We start from the raw sequence: 19,287 nt of genomic DNA, 5'->3' as shown, positions 1-19,287 counted from the left end.
CCGTTTTGCTGCCCTGTCGCGGCGGCAAATCCATGTATCGCGCATTCTTGTGGGGCCGTCTTGCAGCAGCAGGGAGTGCACCATGCGAAAATCACGCTTTTAAGGCGCCGCTTGCGCCTGCCACTCTACAAACAGAACAGGAATTGACCATGGAAGCAGAACGCATCAACCAAATCGGCGCCGCCCTCGAAGACCTGTCCGCCCGGACAGAGGACCTTCGGAGGTATCTTTGACTACGATGCCAAGTTTGAACGCCTGCGCACGGTAAACGCCTCGCTCGAGGACCCCGCGGTCTGGAACGACCCCAAGAAGGCCCAGGAGCTGGGCAAGGAAAAGAAGTCCCTCGACTCCGTCGTGCTGACCCTGCAGAAGCTCACCACCGAGCTGGCCGACAATTCCGAGCTCTACGAAATGAGCCGGGAAGAAGGCGATGAAGCCGGTCTGGAAACCATTGAGGCCGAAACCGCCAAGCTGCGCCCGCTGATCGAAGAGCTGGAATTCCGCCGCATGTTCAGCCAGGAAGCCGATCCGCTGAACTGCTTCGTCGACATCCAGGCCGGCGCCGGTGGTACCGAAGCCTGCGACTGGGCCAGCATGCTGCTGCGCCAGTACCTGAAGTACGCCGAACGCAAGGGCTTCAAGGCCACGGTGGAAGAAGAGACGCCCGGCGACGTGGCGGGTATCAAGAGCGCCACCATCAAGATCGAAGGCGAATACGCCTTTGGCCTGCTGCGCACCGAAACCGGCGTGCACCGCCTGGTGCGCAAGTCGCCGTTCGACTCGTCCGGCGGTCGCCACACCTCGTTCGCTTCGCTGTTCGTCTACCCCGAAATTGATGACTCCATCGAGATCAACATCAACCCGGCCGACGTGCGCACCGACACCTACCGCGCATCAGGCGCGGGCGGCCAGCACATCAACAAGACCGACTCGGCGGTGCGCCTGACCCACATCCCCACCGGTATCGTGGTGCAGTGCCAGGACGGCCGTAGCCAGCACAGCAACCGTGACGTAGCGTGGCAGCGCCTGCGTTCGCGCCTGTACGACTTCGAAATGCGCAAGCGCATGGAAGAGCAGCAAAAGCTGGAAGACACCAAAACCGACGTGGGCTGGGGCCACCAGATCCGCTCGTACGTGCTGGACAACAGCCGCATCAAAGACCTTCGCACCAATGTTGAAGTCTCGGCCACCCAGAAGGTGCTGGACGGCGATCTGGACGTGTTCATCGAAGCCTCGCTCAAGCAAGGCGTTTAAGGAATCCCCATGCTGCGTGAAGGACAAGCAACAGCTGTCTACCGTGCCGACTACCAGGCTCCTGCCTGGTGGATCGACACGGTGGAGCTGACATTCGACCTGGACCCGGCCAAGACCCGCGTGCTCAACCGCATGCGCGTGCGCCGCAACCCGGATGTACCGGCACAGGCCCTGCGCCTGGATGGCGACGAGCTGAACCTGGCCCGGGTGATGGTCAACGGCGGCGGCACCTCGTTCAAGATGGAAGGCGACCAGTTGGTGCTGGAGAACCTGCCCGAGGGCGATGCCCCCGTGGAGCTGGAGATCTTCACCACCTGCGCGCCCGCCAAGAACACCAAGCTCATGGGCTTGTACGTGAGCGAGGACACCTTTTTCACGCAGTGTGAGGCCGAAGGCTTTCGCCGCATCACCTACTTCCTGGACCGTCCCGATGTGATGGCCATGTACACCGTCACCCTGCGCGCCAGCAAGGCCCAGTATCCGGTGCTGCTGTCCAACGGCAATCTGGTGGAGTCCGGTGATCTGGAAGACGGCCGCCACTTTGCCAAGTGGGTCGATCCACACAAGAAGCCCTGCTACCTGTTCGCACTGGTGGCCGGCAAGCTGGTCGCGCGCGAGCAGCACATCAAGAGCCGTGCAGGCAACGAACACCTGCTGCAGGTCTATGTGCGCCCCGGCGATCTGGAAAAGACCGAGCACGCCATGAACTCGCTCATGCACTCCATTGCATGGGACGAGGCGCGCTTCGGCCTGAGCCTGGACCTGGAACGCTTCATGATCGTCGCCACCAGCGACTTCAACATGGGCGCCATGGAAAACAAGGGCCTGAACATCTTCAACACCAAGTATGTTCTGGCCAACCAGGCCACGGCCACCGACACCGACTACTTCAACATCGAGAGCGTGGTCGGCCATGAATACTTCCACAACTGGACCGGCGACCGCGTCACCTGCCGCGACTGGTTCCAGCTGTCGCTGAAAGAAGGTCTGACGGTTTTCCGCGACCAGGAATTCAGCATGGACATGGCGGGCAGCGCATCGGCGCGCGCCGTCAAGCGCATTGACGATGTGCGCGTGCTGCGCACCGTGCAGTTCCCCGAGGATGCCGGCCCCATGGCCCACCCGGTGCGCCCGGACAGCTACATCGAGATCAACAACTTCTACACCGTCACGATCTACGAAAAGGGCGCGGAAGTGGTCCGCATGCAGCACAACCTGGTGGGCCGCGAAGGCTTTGCCCGGGGCATGAAGCTGTACTTCGAGCGCCACGACGGCCACGCTGTCACCTGCGACGACTTCTCGCAGGCCATTGCCGACGCCAACCCCGACTCGCCACTGGCCCAGCATCTGCCGCAGTTCCGCCGCTGGTACAGCCAGGCCGGCACGCCCGTCCTCAAAGCCGTGGGCCTGTACGACGCTGCCGCACAGACCTACACCCTGACACTGTCGCAACGCTGCGCCCCCACCGTGGGCCAGCCCGAGAAGCTGCCCTTTGTCATTCCCGTGCAGATGGGCCTGATCTCGGCCAGCGGCCAGGAAATCGCGCTGCGGCTGCAGGGCGAAGACACCGCACAGGCCGCCAAGAGCCGCATGCTGGTGCTGGCCGAAGCCGAACAGCGCTTTGTCTTCACCAACGTGACCGAAGCCCCCGTGCCATCGCTGCTGCGCAGCTTCAGCGCCCCGGTGGTGCTGGAATGCGACTTCAGCGACGCCGAGCTGCTGACCCTGCTGGCGCATGACAGCGACCCGTTCAACCAATGGGAAGCCAGCCAGCGCCTGGGCCTGCGCTACGCGCTCAAGGCCATCACGGCACCGGCCGACGCCGCAGACACTGACAGCCAACCCGGCGCCCAGCTGCTGCCCGCCGCTTTCATGCAGGCACTGCGCGAAGTGCTGGGCAATGACAAGCTGGATGCGGCCTTCAAGGATCTGGTGCTCACGCTGCCGTCGGAAAGCTATATCGCCGAGCAGCTGGCCGAAGTCGACCCGCAGCGCGTGCACGCCGTGCGCGAAGCCATGCAGCTGCAGCTGGCCACCGCACTGCAAGCCGACTGGGAAGCCCTGTGGCTGGCCCACAGCGACACCGGTGCCTATCGCCCCGACCATGTCAGCGCCGGACGCCGTGCCCTGGCGGGCCGTGCCTTGACCATGCTGTGCCTGGCATCGGCCCAGAGCGGTGACACCGTCTGGCCCGGCAAGGCCTACCAGCGCTGCAAGGACGCCGGCAACATGACCGACCGTTCCAGTGCGCTGTCCGCACTGATCTACAGCGCCAGTCCCCTGGCGGCGCAAGCGCTGCAGCGCTTCCACGCCCTGTTCCAGCAGGATGCGCTGGTGCTGGACAAGTGGTTCGCCCTGCAAGGCAGCGCCTGCGACCGCGGCGGCAACGTGCTGCCGGCCGTGAAGACGCTGATGAAGCACCCGGACTTCCAGATCAAGAACCCCAACCGCGCACGCAGTCTGATCTTCAGCTTCTGCAACAACCCGGGCGCCTTCCACCGCACCGATGCGGCGGGCTATGTGTTCTGGGCCGACCGCGTGATCGAGATCGACGGCTTCAACCCCCAGGTGGCCGCCCGCCTGGCCCGGGTGATGGACCGCTGGAAAAAGCTGGCCGAGCCTTACCGCACAGCCGCCCAGGCCGCCATCGAGCGCGTGGCCGCCAAGCCCAATCTGTCCAACGATGTGCGTGAAGTCATCACCCGCGCACTGGCCGATTGAGGCCTCACATTGACATGCGCAAGAGGCCGGCACCGTGCCCGCCCCTTGCGCCAGGCGATCCGGTTTGCGCCGGATGGCCCGTGGATTTTTAAGGAGTTCAACCCATGAAGAAAAACATCAGCCTGACCCGCTACCTGGTCGAGCAGCAACGCGTGGACGGCCTTATCCCTGGCCAGCTGCGCCTGCTGCTGGAAGTCGTTGCCCGCGCCTGCAAGCGCATCAGCTTTGCCGTGAACAAGGGTGAGCTGGGCGACGTGATGGGCACCGCCGGCAGCGAGAACGTGCAAGGCGAAGTGCAGAAGAAGCTGGACATCATCGCCAACGAAACCCTGATCGAAGCCAATGAATGGGGCGGCCACCTGGCCGCCATGGCCTCGGAAGAAATGGAAGGCATCTACGTGGTGCCCAACCGTTACCCCCAGGGCGAATACCTGCTGATGTTCGACCCGCTGGACGGCTCGTCCAACATCGACATCAACATGTCCATCGGCACCATCTTCAGCGTGCTCAAGAAGCCTGAAGGCCACCCTGGCGTGCACGACAGCGACTTCTTCCAGCCCGGCACCCAGCAAGTGGCCGCCGGCTACTGCATCTACGGCCCCCAGACCACGCTGGTGCTGACCGTGGGCGACGGCGTATCCATGTTCACGCTGGACCGCGAGCAAGGCTCCTTCGTGCTCATCGAGGAAAACGTCAAGATCCCCGAAGACACCAAGGAATTCGCCATCAACATGTCCAACATGCGCCACTGGGACGAGCCCGTGAAGCGCTATGTGGACGAAGTGCTGGCCGGCAAGGAAGGCCCGCGCGGCAAGGATTTCAACATGCGCTGGGTGGCAGCCATGGTGGCCGACGTGCACCGCATCCTGTGCCGCGGCGGCGTCTTCATGTACCCCTGGGACAAGCGCGAGCCGCTCAAGCCCGGCAAGCTGCGCCTGATGTACGAAGCCAACCCCATGAGCTGGCTGATCGAGCAAGCCGGCGGCATGGCCACCAACGGCCGCGAACGCATCCTGGAAATCCAGCCCACCCAGCTGCACGAGCGCGTGAGCGTTGTGCTGGGCTCCAAGAACGAAGTGGAACGCATCACCCGGTACCATCTCGAAGCCGATAAAAACGCGCTATAATATTGGCTTGTTGCCGGTGTAGCTCAGTCGGTAGAGCAGCTCATTCGTAATGAGAAGGTCGCGTGTTCGATTCATGTCTCCGGCACCATTGAAATAAAGAAACCCCGCTGTGTTCTGCATAGCGGGGTTTTTGTATTTTGGACCAGCGTCAGGTACGCATTCAGCGGGGCGTGCAGGTACGGCTGTGCTGCCGCCCTGCCTCAGGCGGCGAAACCGCCGTCGATCAGCAAGTCCGCGCCCGTGACGAAGGCGGCATCCGGCCCGGCCAGGTAGGCCACCATGCCGGCAATCTCATCGGCTTTGCCATGTCGCGGAATGGCCATCAGCCCGTGCATCGTCGCGGCGAAATCGCCGGTTTCGGGGTTCATGTCCGTGTCCACCGGGCCGGGGGCCACGTTGTTGACCGTGATGCCGCGCGGCCCCAGGTCACGCGCCAGTCCCTTGACCAGTCCCACCAGGGCCGATTTGCTCATGGCATAGGCGGCCCCGCCCGCAAACGGCATGCGCTGCGCATTGGTGCTGCCGATGTTGATGATCCGGCCCCCTTCCTGCATGTGTTTGGCAGCGGCCTGCGATGCCACGAACACGGAGCGGATGTTGACGGCCACGGTGCGGTCAAAGTCTTCCAGCGTGAACTGGTCCAGCGGTGCAAGTGCCAGCACCCCGGCGCTGTTGACCAAAATGTCCAGGCGACCGAAACGGTGGGCAACGCTGTCGATGGCTCGGGTCAGCGCAGCGGCATCGGTGGCATCGGCATGGATGGCGATGGCGTCGCCTCCGCTGGCCTTGATCTCTTCGACAAGGGCTTCGGCTGCAATGGCAGAAGCTCCATAGCCAATGGCCACACGGGCGCCATCACGGGCCAGGCGGCGGGCGCTGGCGGCGCCGATGCCCCGAGAGCCGCCATGGATGAAGGCCGTTTTTCCGGCCAGGGGCTTGCCCACGGCGGCAGAGGCTGCGGAGGCGGGGTTGGAGGTGGTGTTCATGGCGTTTCCTTTCAAAGGGAGTGGTTGATGGCTGCAGTGTGAGCCGGCTCACCTATTTCTGGTAGTCATTAAACAAAGCATTCAATTTCAACCATTTGTATAAGATTGCGCCATGTTGACCGAACTGCGCAGCCACCTCGACGCCTTCATCACCTCGGCCGATGAAGGCAGTTTCTCGGCCGCCGCACGCCTGCTGGGGCTGACGCCCGCCGCCATCAGCAAAAGCGTGGGTCAGTTGGAGGTCCGGCTGGGGGTGCGGCTTTTCCAGCGCAGCACCCGCCACCTTGCACTCACCACCGATGGCGAGCGCCTGTATGCCCAGGTGCGCCTGCCCTGGAGCGAGATCAACGACGCCCTGACCGACCTGCGCCAGGGCGCAGGCAAGCCGGCGGGCACGCTGAAGGTGGCACTGGCCCACACGGTGGGCCGTGAATACATTGTCCCGTTGCTGGGCGAATTCCTGCACCGCTACCCCGACGTGCTGCCCGATCTGCATTTCGACAACCGCCAGGTCGACATCGTGGCGGCAGGGTTCGACGTCGCGATTGGCGGCGGTATCGAGCTGACCGATGCACTGATTGCGCGGGAACTCGCGCGCCTGCGTATCGTGCTGGTGGCCGCGCCCGCTTACCTCAAGGCCCATCCTGCCCCCCAGCACCCGCAGGATCTGGCGCGCCACCACGGCTTGTTGCGCCGCTCTTTGGCCACCGGGCGCCTGATCCCCTGGGCTCTGAAAAGCAAGGAAGGCCAGGAACTGGTCGCCAGCGTGCGCCCGTCCATCGTCATGGACGACCCCGAGGCCATGGCGCGTGCTGCAGCCACCGGCATGGGCATTGCCCTGCTGCCGCTGCCGCATGCGTTGCCGCTGCTGGAAAGCGGTGCGCTGGAGCGCGTGCTGCCCGATTGGTATGCCGAATCACGGCCGCTGTCGATCTACTACACCAGCCGCAAGCTCGTGCCGGCCAAGGTCCGGGTGTTCGTGGATTACATCGTTCAGGAGTTCGCCACCAGTGGCCTGGCAGCCCGGATCCGCCAGACATAGTGCAACGCCCAAGCTGATGCCCCATCACCATCAATCCGATGGTGTCCGGCATCCTACGATCCTCCCCGCACGGCGCACGAAACCGGCCACGTTGTGGCCGTGTCCGGGCTTGGATGTGGCATTTCCACCCGGAATGCCTTCCGGGCAGAGAAGACAGCCCACAGGCACTCCTGCTACAAGGCAAACAGGAGGCTGCGGGCTTGTCGGCAGAGCGCGCGCGGAGTTGGTCAATCCCCGGTGGAAACCCCTGCGTTGACCCCCAGCGAGATCGAGCCGTTGACCGCCGATTTCTGCACCTGCTTGCCTGCCACCGACGTGCCTTCAGCCCCTTCCAGCTTCGCTTCCTGGTTCACGACAGTGCCCGCCTTGATGTTGATCTTGCCGGTGGAAGAGATGGAGGTGCTGGTGGACTCCGTTCCAGAATAGAAGTCCACGCCAACGCCGGTTTCCGCCTTCTTTTTGTTTTTGTCCTCTTCGGCGCCATCTTCGGCAGTTTTGCCGGCTTCTGCCGCCTTGGTGGTCTGCTCCTGCTTTGCCGGCTCGGCCTTTTTGGTGCTGTCAGTCCCGGTCTTGTTGTCCGACTTGCTGTCCGCGCTGGACGGGGCGGCGCCCTCCTTCTTGGTTTTCGCCTCCACGGCCACACCAATGCCCAAACCGACATTGGTTTCACTGCTGACAGCCGCTTTCAGATCGACCTTGTCACGCGCGCTGATGCTGACATCCCCCTTGGACTCGATGCCCGTGCCTTCCAAGGTGACGCTCTTACCCGAGCTGATCTCCACCCCGCCTCCCGAAGTAATGCTGGATCCCTTGGCCGTATTGCTCGATCCAATGGACATGTCGTAGTTGGCTTCTGCCCCAATGGAGTCGCTCTTCTTGCTCGAGCTGACGTTGACGCTCACGCCAATCTCATGGGAAGCCGAATCCGTGGTGCTCTGCGCTGCATTGAAATTGACATCGCCCCCGGCATTCACCGCCGTCTTGCCCCCGCTGGCGATATCCGTACCGGTGAAATTCGCATCCCCCTTGGTGGTGATGCGGGTGTCGCCCCCCGATTTGATGCTGCCTGCACGCGCCGTCGTTGCGCTTTCGCTTTCGATGCTGCCGTCATAGCTCAGCCCCACATCCGCACCTGCTGTACCGATGACACGCACCGTGGCCTGGCCGGCAATGTCGTGCTCGTTCTTGCTCGAGGTCTTGGTGTCCTTGGCCGCGTTGTAGTCCAAGGAACCCGCCCCCAGGCTCACGTTACCGCCGGCCTCTATCGCTGTGCCGCTCAGCGTGGTCTTTTCTTGCGAGGTCGAAGATATATCGCCGCCGGCCTTGTAGCGGGACGTCACCGCCGTGGTGGAAGATTCCGACTCGGAAGAGATGCTGCCGGTGTAGCTGGCCTTCACGCCCAGGCCCGCACTGGCCCCTGCTTCCACTTCGGGCTTTTCGGATTCAACCTTCCCTGTCACGCTGGCCTTACCCTCCACGCTGGCGCTCGCACTGGCAGATGCGCCGGCATACGCACCAATGCGGGCATCATGGCTTTGCGCGTCCTTGCTGCTGTAGGTGGAATCGCTTACCGCTTCATCGTTGATCACGCGCGCCGTTTGGTTGATGTTCTTGCCCGCTTCCATCTGGGTTCCCTGGTCGGTGATGGTGTCGGTGGCGGTGCGCGTAATACTGCCCTTGGCGGTGAACGAATTCGTGACCTGGGTAACGGAGCCCTCAGTTTCGCTCTCTTGCTTGTATTGGTAGCGCACGCCTGCCGTCACTTCCGCGCTGGCACTGGCACTGGCACTCGCGTCCGCCTTCAGGCCCGTCTCATCCAGCAGACCACCGGAGTCCTTGGCTGCTGCGGTCTTGTCGTCACTGCCTGTCTTGGCGGTGCTGGCTGTGGCCTTGCTGCCTGCGGCCGTGCTGGTGCTGCCCTTGCTGTCCGACTTGTCCTTGTCGCCTGCCCCGCCTCCAACCACAACGCCGGTGGACGCGCTCAGATTGGCCTCTGCCGCCACATTGGCCTCCGCTGCGGTGCCGATGTAGACCCCGGCCAGGTGGGAACTGCTGGACGTGGTCTTTTCCTGGGTGTCTTGCGCCGCCTTGTTGGTGATGCTTTTCGCACTCACATCCAGATTGCCGCCGGACTCCACTGTGGCCCCCACAAACGTCGCATCCCCCTTGGCCGTGATGCTCATGTTCCCACCGCTCTGGATGGTGGATGAGGTGTTGGTGACCGTGCGCTCCGAGCTGGACTCCTGCTCATGCTTGGCGCCCACCGTCAAGGTGGACGATGCTCCGGCCGATGCCTCGGCAGATGCCCCCGCATTGGCCGCCAGGCCGCGCGCCTTGGCACTGGCCTGGGCTTCCGCCTCGGCAGAGGCGTTGCTCTCGGAATAAAAGCCGATGGAAGTGCGCGTGGTGTCAGAGGTCTCCACCTTCTCGTTACGCCCTGCCAGCACATCGATGCTCTTGGCCTCCAGGGCCACATCGCCTCCCGCGCTAACCTTAGAGCCCTGGATCGTCAAGGTGCCATCCGTCTTGGCCGTCAGATTGCCGCCCACATTCAAGCTGGAGCCGGCACTGGTGGTCTCCGACTTGGTCTCGGTCGTGGTCGACGCCTCCATCAGTCTCAGGCTGCTTTCATTCGACGCTTCGGCACCTGCAGACGCCGAAGCCTTGGCTTTCTGCTGCGCAGCACCCGCCTTGGCTTCTGTCTCGGTCTTCGTATCCGACGAATCCGTGAGCTTCAGGAACGTCGTGGTTTCGGTAACGGTCTTGGTGCGGTCGATGTTCACCGCATCCACCACCTGGATCCCCTGCTTGCTGGTGATATTCGCATCACCGCCCACATTCAAGGCAGAGCCCTGCAAGGTCGTGGTACCTGCCGATGTGATCGTGGCATTGCCCGTCACATCGATCGCAGAGCCCGCCGACGTGCTCTTGAAGCTGTCGGTGGTCTTGGTCTCCATACCGTAGACGCCGCCGCCCACGCCGACGCCGGAGGCGGTGCTGACGCTGTGGGTGGTGGAGGTATCCTGGCGCGCCAGCACATTGAAGTCTCCTCCGGCATCCACCGCCAGGGCACCAGCGCTTACCGTGCTGCCGGCGATGGTGGTATCTTTGCCGCTGCTCAGGCCCAGGGTGCCGCCCACGGTGACGGTGGAGCCGATGTTGCGCGTGGTAGCGGTGGTGGTGGTGTTGCTGGCGCTTTCCAGGAAGCCGCTGGACGAGCTGCCGGCGGTGGTGCTGGAGGCCTTTTCGACGATGGTGTCGAAGGTGATCGCCTGGCCGGCCTTCAGCGTGGCGTTGCCGCCGGCGCTCACGCCGGCGCCCTGCACGCTGATGTTGCCGCTGACAGCGGTCACGCCGAGGTTGCCGGTGGCGGAGATCACCCCCGTCTTGCCGATGGTGGTGGCCATGGCGGCGCTGTCGCCATGCACTTCGACCAGCGTGCGGTTGATGATGTCGCCGCCGGTGGAGGTCAGGCTGACATTGCCGCCGCTGAGGGTACCGCTGGTGTTGGTGATGTCGCCCTGGCTGGTGATGCTCAGGCTGTTGCTGCCGGAGATGGTCCCGCCGGTGTTGGTGAGCGAGCTCACGTTCATGGTGGTATTGTCGGCGGCCATCACCGCGCCGCCGGTGATCATCGCCTTGCTGGCGGCAGACAGGTACACGCGTGGCGCCAGCACATTGATGCCGCCCACATCGATCACTTCCATCCAGACAATGTCACTGGTCAGACCGGCCACCTGCGATGCCGTGAGCGGCTTGCCATATTCCAGACCCAGGGCCGTTGCCTGGGTGGCGGCATGGTCCATGAAACTCTGAATCTGAGCTGCCTCATTGCTGTTGCCAGCCAGCAGATTCCGGCCGGTCTCATTGATCAGCTGCTGGCGGATCAGTTCCGCTTCGTAATTGGCATCCCCCAGGCGCTTGATATTGACATCCGGGTTGTAACCCAGGCGTTTTTCCAGATAGTCCGACCCCACCGATGCCGTGCCCACCGAGAAACGGGGATTGGTTTCGATCAGGTAGGCAGATTCCGGGTTCTTGGTTGGAACGAAATAGCCGTTGGGGTTGGTCGGGAAGTTGATGGTGACGCCGCCCAGTGCGATCGACGGGGTCTTGGACAGCACGTCGGCCGCGACCACCGTCTTGGTGGTGGTGCCGCTCACCGGCCCCGCCGAGTCGCTGCTGGCGGCGTTGGCGCCGGCAGTTCCGTTAGTGTTCGTGGCGGAAGTGCCGCTGGTTCCGGAAGTACTGGACGAGGCGCTGCCGACGCCTGCCGCGCCGGAGGTGCCGCCCGCCGTGGCGGCGCTGCTGCCGTTGCTACCGGAGGTGCCGTTGTGGGTGGTGGCGCTGCTGCCGCTGGCACCGGAGGTGCCGTTGTGGGTGGCGGCGCTGCTGCCGCTGGCGCCGTTGGCCAGGCCACCATTGGCGGCGGAGCTGCCGCTCTGCGAGGAGCTGGTGGTCGTCACCGAACGGGGCGAGCCGCTGTTGGTGACCGAGCCGCCTGTCACGTTCAGCGTTGTGGCATAGACGTAGGCGCTGGCCACGGTCTGGTAGAGCGAGCGGCTGGATTCCTTGGTCAGGGATGCGTCCATCGCCTGTTCGTCCGAGCGCAGGTCTGGGTTGTGGAAGTTGCGGTAGTAGCCGGGGTCGTAGGACGGCGAGCTCGGATCCATCCGCGCCCAGTCCGCCTCGGTAGAGGCCGAGGCGTAGTAGTGCTTCTTGTCGCAGGTAACGCAGTCGGTCTCGTAATGGCTCTGGCGGCGGACGTAGACCACCTGGTCGAGATAGAAGGCTTCGTTGGCGAAGTTGGTGCCGCTGAGATTCACCACGTTGCCGGACAGGATGCCGACCCGGTTCACCCCCTGGGCGCCGTAATTCACCGTCAGCGTGCCGCTGGCCAGGATCTGCGGCGTAACCGTCGGCAGCGAACCGCTCTGCACTTCGCGGTAGGTGATGAACTGCTGGTTCAGCCACTGCTCATTGCAATAAATGCAGTTGCTTTCCTGCCAGTTGTAGTAGGAGCTGATACCACTCTTGGCAATGACGTTGCCGGTATCCACATACTTCGTCGGCATGTTCTCCGGGCCGTTGTAGAAGTAGGTGCTGGTGGTGATGCCGGCGTCGGCGACGCGGACGGTGGCGAAGTTGTAGAAGTTGGCCGATGAGGTGGTGAGCGTACCGTTGCTGTCTATGGTCGCGCCCTCCCGGTTGTAGATGGTGCGCGCGGCGGCCGTCAGCTTCAGGCCGGCGCCGCCATAGAGGGCGCCGTGGTTGTTGATGTTGTCGGCACCACTGGTGTCCAGGCTCAGGGTCTGCAGCGAGGAGAGGCCGCCGGTATTGCGGTTGGTGATGCCGCCGCTGCCGGTGCTCAGCAATGTCACATTGTCGTTCGAATGGATGGCGCCATAGTTGTCCAGCGAGGTGGCCTTGATCTGCTGGTAGCCGGACTGGGCGGTACCGGTGGCCGCTAGGATGAGAGCACTGCTGTTGCTCGCGCTGCCGTTCACCAGCGTGCCAGTGCTTTCCAGGTTCATGCCGGTGGCCGCCTGCATCGCCCCCTGGTTGTTGATGCTGTTGCCGTAGTAATACATCCAGCCGCCGGCGCGGATCACGCCAGTCGCGGCATTGGCCAGGGTCATATCCATTGCGCCACTGGTATCGCGCATGAGGCTCATGTTGCCGCCGCTCTGGAGCGTGCCGCTGTTGCTCACGGTGCCGGTGCCTGAAACGGTGCTGCTGGTTTTCAACTGCACGGTGCCGCTGCCGATGATGCTGCCGGCGTTGTCGATGTCCCTGCCGGACTGGATGTTCAGCGTGCCCACGCTGTAGAGGGTGGCGCCGCTGGCGTTGGTGAGGCCGGTAGCGCTGGTACTGGTGCCGCTCAGGCTGGTGGCGCCGCCGCCCTGGATGGTGCCGCTGTTGCTGATGGTGCTGGCGGTGAGACTGAGGGTGTCCGAACCACCGGTGGCGGATATCAGTGCGCCGCTGCGGTTGGTGATGCCGTTGCTGCCGGCATTGACCGTCAGCCCGCCAGCAGATTGCAGCTTGCCAGAGTTGTCCAGGTTGCCGCCGAGGGTGAGCGTGCCGTCACCGCCGTCGACCGTGGAGACGATGAAAGCCGAGTTGGCACCGCTGTTGGTGAAGCTGGTGGCGGTCACGGTGGCGCCGGTGGTGGCCTGCACGGTGCCGAGGTTGGTCAGCGAACCGCCGTGGGACGTCAGCGTGGAGCCGGCAAGGATGACGCTGTTGGCGTTGCTGTTGTTCAGGTTGAACCGGTGATCCGCCGCGCCCAGCACCATTGCAGCGCCGCTCTGGATGCGGCCGCTGTTGGCGAGATCGGCCAGGGCGCTGCCGGTGGCGAGGGTGAGGTTGCCATCGGCCAGCAGCTGGCCGCTGTTGGCGATGTCGTCGGCCGCAGTGACGTTGAGCGCACCCTTGCTGTAGACCGTGCCGGCGTTGTCCAGGCCGTTGCCGCTGGCGAGCGTGGTGTCGATGGCGACGCTGCCATTGCCCTGGATGATGCCGGTGCTGGTGTTGCTGAGCTGGCTGCCCGAGAGGCTCAGGCTGCCGCTGGTGCCGGAGGCGTAGATGACGCCGCTGTTGTCCAGCGTCTGGCCGCTGGCTGCGACGGTGAGTCCACCGGCCGACTGCAGGGTGCCTTCATTGTCGAAAGCGCCACTGAGGGTGAGCGTACCGTTGCCGCCGTCGACGGTGGAGGCGATGAAGGCCGCGTCGCTGCCGCTGTTGGTGAAGCTGGTGGCGGTCACGGTGGCGCCGGTGGTGGCCTGCACGGTGCCGAGGTTGGTCAGCGAACCGCCGTGGGACGTCAGCGTGGAGCCGGCAAGGATGACGCTGTTGGCGTTGCTGTTGTTCAGGTTGAACCGGTGATCCGCCGCGCCCAGCACCATTGCAGCGCCGCTCTGGATGCGGCCGCTGTTGGCGAGATCGGCCAGGGCGCTGCCGGTGGCGAGGGTGAGGTTGCCATCGGCCAGCAGCTGGCCGCTGTTGGCGATGTCGTCGGCCGCAGTGACGTTGAGCGCACCCTTGCTATAGACCGTGCCGGCGTTGTCCAGGCCGTTGCCGCTGGCGAGCGTGGTGTCGATGGCGACGCTGCCATTGCCCTGGATGATGCCGGTGCTGGTGTTGCTGAGCTGGCTGCCCGAGAGGCTCAGGCTGCCGCTGGTGCCGGAGGCGTAGATGACGCCGCTGTTGTCCAGCGTCTGGCCGCTGGCTGCGACGGTGAGTCCACCGGCCGACTGCAGGGTGCCTTCATTGTCGAAAGCGCCACTGAGGGTGAGCGTACCGTTGCCGCCGTCGACGGTGGAGGCGATGAAGGCCGCGTCGCTGCCGCTGTTGGTGAAGCTGGTGGCGGTCACGGTGGCGCCGGTGGTGGCCTGCACGGTGCCGAGGTTGGTCAGCGAACCGCCGTGGGACGTCAGCGTGGAGCCGGCAAGGATGACGCTGTTGGCGTTGCTGTTGTTCAGGTTGAACCGGTGATCCGCCGCGCCCAGCACCATTGCAGCGCCGCTCTGGATGCGGCCGCTGTTGGCGAGATCGGCCAGGGCGCTGCCGGTGGCGAGGGTGAGGTTGCCATCGGCCAGCAGCTGGCCGCTGTTGGCGATGTCGTCGGCCGCAGTGACGTTGAGCGCACCCTTGCTATAGACCGTGCCGGCGTTGTCCAGGCCGTTGCCGCTGGCGAGCGTGGTGTCGATGGCGACGCTGCCATTGCCCTGGATGATGCCGGTGCTGGTGTTGCTGAGCTGGCTGCCCGAGAGGCTCAGGCTGCCGCTGGTGCCGGAGGCGTAGATGACGCCGCTGTTGTCCAGCGTCTGGCCGCTGGCTGCGACGGTGAGTCCACCGGCCGACTGCAGGGTGCCTTCATTGTCGAAAGCGCCACTGAGGGTGAGCGTACCGTTGCCGCCGTCGACGGTGGAGGCGATGAAGGCCGCGTCGCTGCCGCTGTTGGTGAAGCTGGTGGCGGTCACGGTGGCGCCGGTGGTGGCCTGCACGGTGCCGAGGTTGGTCAGCGAACCGCCGTGGGACGTCAGCGTGGAGCCGGCAAGGATGACGCTGTTGGCGTTGCTGTTGTTCAGGTTGAACCGGTGATCCGCCGCGCCCAGCACCATTGCAGCGCCGCTCTGGATGCGGCCGCTGTTGGCGAGATCGGCCAGGGCGCTGCCGGTGGCGAGGGTGAGGTTGCCATCGGCCAGCAGCTGGCCGCTGTTGGCGATGTCGTCGGCCGCAGTGACGTTGAGCGCACCCTTGCTATAGACCGTGCCGGCGTTGTCCAGGCCGTTGCCGCTGGCGAGCGTGGTGTCGATGGCGACGCTGCCATTGCCCTGGATGATGCCGGTGCTGGTGTTGCTGAGCTGGCTGCCCGAGAGGCTCAGGCTGCCGCTGGTGCCGGAGGCGTAGATGACGCCGCTGTTGTCCAGCGTCTGGCCGCTGGCTGCGACGGTGAGTCCACCGGCCGACTGCAGGGTGCCTTCATTGTCGAAAGCGCCACTGAGGGTGAGCGTACCGTTGCCGCCGTCGACGGTGGAGGCGATGAAGGCCGCGTCGCTGCCGCTGTTGGTGAAGCTGGTGGCGGTCACGGTGGCGCCGGTGGTGGCCTGCACGGTGCCGAGGTTGGTCAGCGAACCGCCGTGGGACGTCAGCGTGGAGCCGGCAAGGATGACGCTGTTGGCGTTGCTGTTGTTCAGGTTGAACCGGTGATCCGCCGCGCCCAGCACCATTGCAGCGCCGCTCTGGATGCGGCCGCTGTTGGCGAGATCGGCCAGGGCGCTGCCGGTGGCGAGGGTGAGGTTGCCATCGGCCAGCAGCTGGCCGCTGTTGGCGATGTCGTCGGCCGCAGTGACGTTGAGCGCACCCTTGCTATAGACCGTGCCGGCGTTGTCCAGGCCGTTGCCGCTGGCGAGCGTGGTGTCGATGGCGACGCTGCCATTGCCCTGGATGATGCCGGTGCTGGTGTTGCTGAGCTGGCTGCCGGAGAGGCTCAGGCTGCCGCTGGTGCCGGAGGCGTAGATGACGCCGCTGTTGTCCAGCGTCTGGCCGCTGGCTGCGACGGTGAGTCCACCGGCCGACTGCAGGGTGCCTTCATTGTCGAAAGCGCCACTGAGGGTGAGCGTACCGTTGCCGCCGTCGACGGTGGAGGCGATGAAGGCCGCGTCGCTGCCGCTGTTGGTGAAGCTGGTGGCGGTCACGGTGGCGCCGGTGGTGGCCTGCACGGTGCCGAGGTTGGTCAGCGAACCGCCGTGGGACGTCAGCGTGGAGCCGGCAAGGATGACGCTGCTGGCATTGCTGTTATTCAAATTGAACCGGTGGTCCGCCGCGCCCAGCACCATTGCGCCACCACTCTGGATGCGGCCGGCGTTGCTGAGGTTGGCGCTGGCGGCGGCGGTGGCGAGGCTGATCGCGCTGTCGCTCAGGATCTTGCCGCTGGCGGCGTTGTTAAGCGAGGCGCCGGTGTTCAGCGTGAGTGCGCCCACGCTGTAGAGGGTGCCGCTGTTGTCGATGCTATTGCCGCTGGCCTGGGTGGCGGTGAGGGTGGCGGTATTGGCCGACTTGATGGCTCCGCTGTTGTTCAGCTGAGCACCTGTCAGTTGCAGGCTGTCCGCAGCACCTGCGCTCAGCAGCGTACCGCTGTTGGTGATGGTGTGGTCGGCTGCGCTGACGTTCAGCCCTCCTGCGGACTGCACCGTGCCGGCGTTGGTGAAGTCACCGTCGAGGGTGATGCTGCCGTCAGCGCCCGCTGCTGTGGAGGTGGTCAGCGCCGAACCGGCGTTGTTGACCAGGCTGGCAGCCGTGATGGTGCTGCCGTTCTTGGCTTGCAGCGTGCCGCTGTTGGTGATGCTGCCGCCGCTGATCGCCAGGGTGCTGTTGCTCAGCACCGTGCTGTCCGCACCGCTGTTGTGCAGGTTGAAGGTGTGGCCCGCCTGGCCCAGCGCCATGGCGCCCAGGCTCTGGATCAGGCCTGCATTGGTCAGCTCGGCGTTGGCAGCTGCATTGGACAGGGTCAGAGCCTGGTCGGCCAGAATCTTGCCGCTGCCGGTGTTCTCGATAGCGCCGCCGCCGGTGACCAGAGACAGTTGCTCACCCGTGGTGTGGATCTGGCCGCTGTTGGTAATGGCAGCACCGCTGGTGGCCGTGCCTGTCAGCGTCGTGGTGCCGGAGCCCACGATATTGCCGCTGTTGTGCAGGGAGTTCCCCGTCAGGGTCAGCGCATAGGCCGCATCGTCTGCGACCGACAGGTTGCCGCTGTTGTGGATCGCACCATCGGCAACTACCGATAGTCCCCCCGCGGATTGCAGCGCGCCCTGGTTGTTCAGCCCTTCACTGAGATGGATGCTGCCCGCCTGCCCGCTCTCGGTCGAGAGCAGCCATGCTGCGGAAGGCGCATTGTTGTCCAGGCTGACCGCCCGGATGGTGGTTGCATCGGTCGCCTGCACCCTGCCGGTGTTGCTGAGGTGGCCGCCCTCAATCTGCAGGGAAGCACCCGTCAGCAAGGTACCGCTGTTGTTCAAGTCAACGATCTGCCCCGCATTGCCCAACACCAGGTCACCAGATGCCTGGAGCGTCCCGCTGTTGTCCAGCAGTGTCTCGGCGTCCGTTGCGCGCACATGGATCTGGGTCGCGCCCAGTATCTGGCCCTGGTTGCGAATGGCCGTGCCCGCACCCAGATCCAGTTGCGCGGTGGCATGGATGCGGCCTGCTGCGCCAACGGTGATCTCGCCGGCAGTCGCTTCCACGCTCAATGCGCCTGGCGAGACCAGGGAGGCAGAGCCCAGCTGGAGGTCCCCCTGCGTGGCGGTCAGCTGCAGGCTGCGGTCTGCAGCGGCAGCGTCACTGCCGCTGTAGAGCGAAGTGCCTTTGTCCCCCACGGCCAGACTGCCCACGGTCACATCCAGGCGTGCACCAGCACCGATCTGGCCACCGTTGATGTCGGCATGGTCTTCGATCTGCCAGGTCTGGTTGCGGCTGGCAAAGCGCTTGGCCTCGGCAGAAGCGGTGTCAGCCAGCGCCTTGGCGCTGATCTGCAGATCCTGTCCCGCATGGAGGGCGCCTTCGCTCAGATGCACCTGACCGGCTGTGGCGCTGAGACTCAGGTTCTGGCCGGCACTCAGGCTGGCCCCTTGGCTATGAATGGCATCCGTGCCGCTGGCGGTGCTGGTGATGGCAGCGTTGCGCGCTGCGCTGATGTTGGACTGCAGCTCGATCTTGCCTGCCGCGGTCAATGTGAAATCGCTGCCGGTCGCAGCCACATCCCCCAGCATGCGCACGCCCACGCCCTGCTCGGTCGCAATGATGTCGATCTTGTTGGCATAGGCCCCACCCAGAATGGTGGAGTCAATGGCATATGCCACGGTCGGTGCGCCGGAGGCGGTGACCGCATTGGCCACGCGGGTGGCATAGCTGAATTCGTTATTGCCCACCACCAGCTTGAGGTCGTTGGCATTGACCTGCCCGTCCAGCACCACCGAGCGCGCCACGATATCCAGGATATTGACGCTGTTGCCATTCAGACCACGGCCATTGATCAGAATATCGCCCTGGTTGGTTCTGAAACTGGAAATACTGCCATCCTGCGCAATATTCGGTGTGCCTGTGGTCAGCATGGCCCGGTCGGTATTGATGAACCCGCAGCCGCTGCAGGTAATACCCCAGGGGTTGGCCACAATCACATCCGCACGCGTCCCCGCCACCTCCATATAGCCTTGCAGCGTGGAACGATTTTGCATCACCACTTCATTCAGGATGACCTTGGCCGCGGCATTGAGGTTCATGTTCCGCTCGACCTGCCCCGCCAGATTGGACTGGATCGGTGAGGTCAGCGCATTGTTGTTCAGCACCAATCCTTTGGCATCCACATTGAACTGGTTGTACTTGTTGTGGGAAAGACCATTGGCATTGGCGGTGGCAATATCCACCACCGTCACCCCATTGAGCCCCGAATAAGCCTGCGTATTCCCTGACGACACGCTCACCTGGGCAGCTGCAGATTGCATGAAGAAGACTGCCAGGCTGCTGGCAGCCGCCAAAACCACGGAGCTGCTGCGTTTTCCGCATGCCCGGGCAAACTCCGGTACGGCCACATAGGTACAGAGTTCTTCACTCCAGATCACGCGGTAAGCTTTATTGTTCATTTTGTACGTCCATG

Annotated in this window: 6 protein-coding genes and 1 tRNA gene; 5 read left to right on the top strand and 2 right to left on the bottom strand. The window is 64.3% G+C overall.

Annotated elements, in window-relative coordinates; all coding sequences use genetic code 11:
• Nucleotides 1-149 precede the first annotated feature (149 nt).
• The 4 genes from prfB to CT3_RS08715 all read left to right on the top strand — a co-directional run bounded on the left by prfB (nt 150) and on the right by CT3_RS08715 (nt 5,190).
• A protein-coding gene (gene prfB, locus CT3_RS08730) for a peptide chain release factor 2 (RefSeq protein WP_115594698.1) occupies nt 150-1,254 on the top strand; the annotation gives its coding sequence in 2 pieces (ribosomal slippage) (nt 150-230 and nt 232-1,254; 1,104 coding nt in all).
• A gap of 3 nt (nt 1,255-1,257) precedes the next feature.
• Nucleotides 1,258-3,975, top strand: a complete 2,718-nt coding sequence (pepN, locus tag CT3_RS08725; protein WP_098066123.1) for an aminopeptidase N — start codon at nt 1,258-1,260, stop codon at nt 3,973-3,975.
• 104 nt (nt 3,976-4,079) lie between these two features.
• Entirely contained in the window at nt 4,080-5,102 is a 1,023-nt protein-coding gene (locus CT3_RS08720; RefSeq protein ID WP_066534869.1) for a class 1 fructose-bisphosphatase, read from the top strand.
• 12 nt (nt 5,103-5,114) lie between these two features.
• Nucleotides 5,115-5,190 (top strand) — tRNA-Thr (locus CT3_RS08715).
• Between the two features lie 112 nt (nt 5,191-5,302).
• Here the strand turns inward: CT3_RS08715 and CT3_RS08710 are convergent.
• Nucleotides 5,303-6,088, bottom strand: coding sequence for an SDR family oxidoreductase (locus CT3_RS08710; RefSeq protein ID WP_066534871.1), 786 nt, complete (start codon nt 6,086-6,088; stop codon nt 5,303-5,305).
• A gap of 112 nt (nt 6,089-6,200) precedes the next feature.
• Here CT3_RS08710 and CT3_RS08705 point away from each other — a divergent pair, with 112 nt between their 5' ends.
• On the top strand, nt 6,201-7,130 hold the full coding sequence (locus CT3_RS08705; protein WP_066534873.1) for a LysR family transcriptional regulator: 930 nt from the start codon (nt 6,201-6,203) through the stop codon (nt 7,128-7,130).
• 227 nt (nt 7,131-7,357) lie between these two features.
• Here the strand turns inward: CT3_RS08705 and CT3_RS08700 are convergent, their stop codons facing one another.
• Nucleotides 7,358-19,273 carry a two-partner secretion domain-containing protein gene (locus CT3_RS08700; RefSeq protein ID WP_141891742.1) on the bottom strand — a complete coding sequence of 3,972 codons (11,916 nt, stop codon included), beginning with the start codon at nt 19,271-19,273 and terminating at the stop codon, nt 7,358-7,360.
• Nucleotides 19,274-19,287 lie beyond the last annotated feature (14 nt).

Source organism: Comamonas terrigena NBRC 13299, from assembly GCF_006740045.1.
Classification (GTDB): Bacteria; Pseudomonadota; Gammaproteobacteria; order Burkholderiales; family Burkholderiaceae_C; genus Comamonas; species Comamonas terrigena.
The sequence above is the reverse complement of the archived record's forward strand: the minus strand, read 5'-3'. Positions and strand labels throughout refer to the sequence as shown.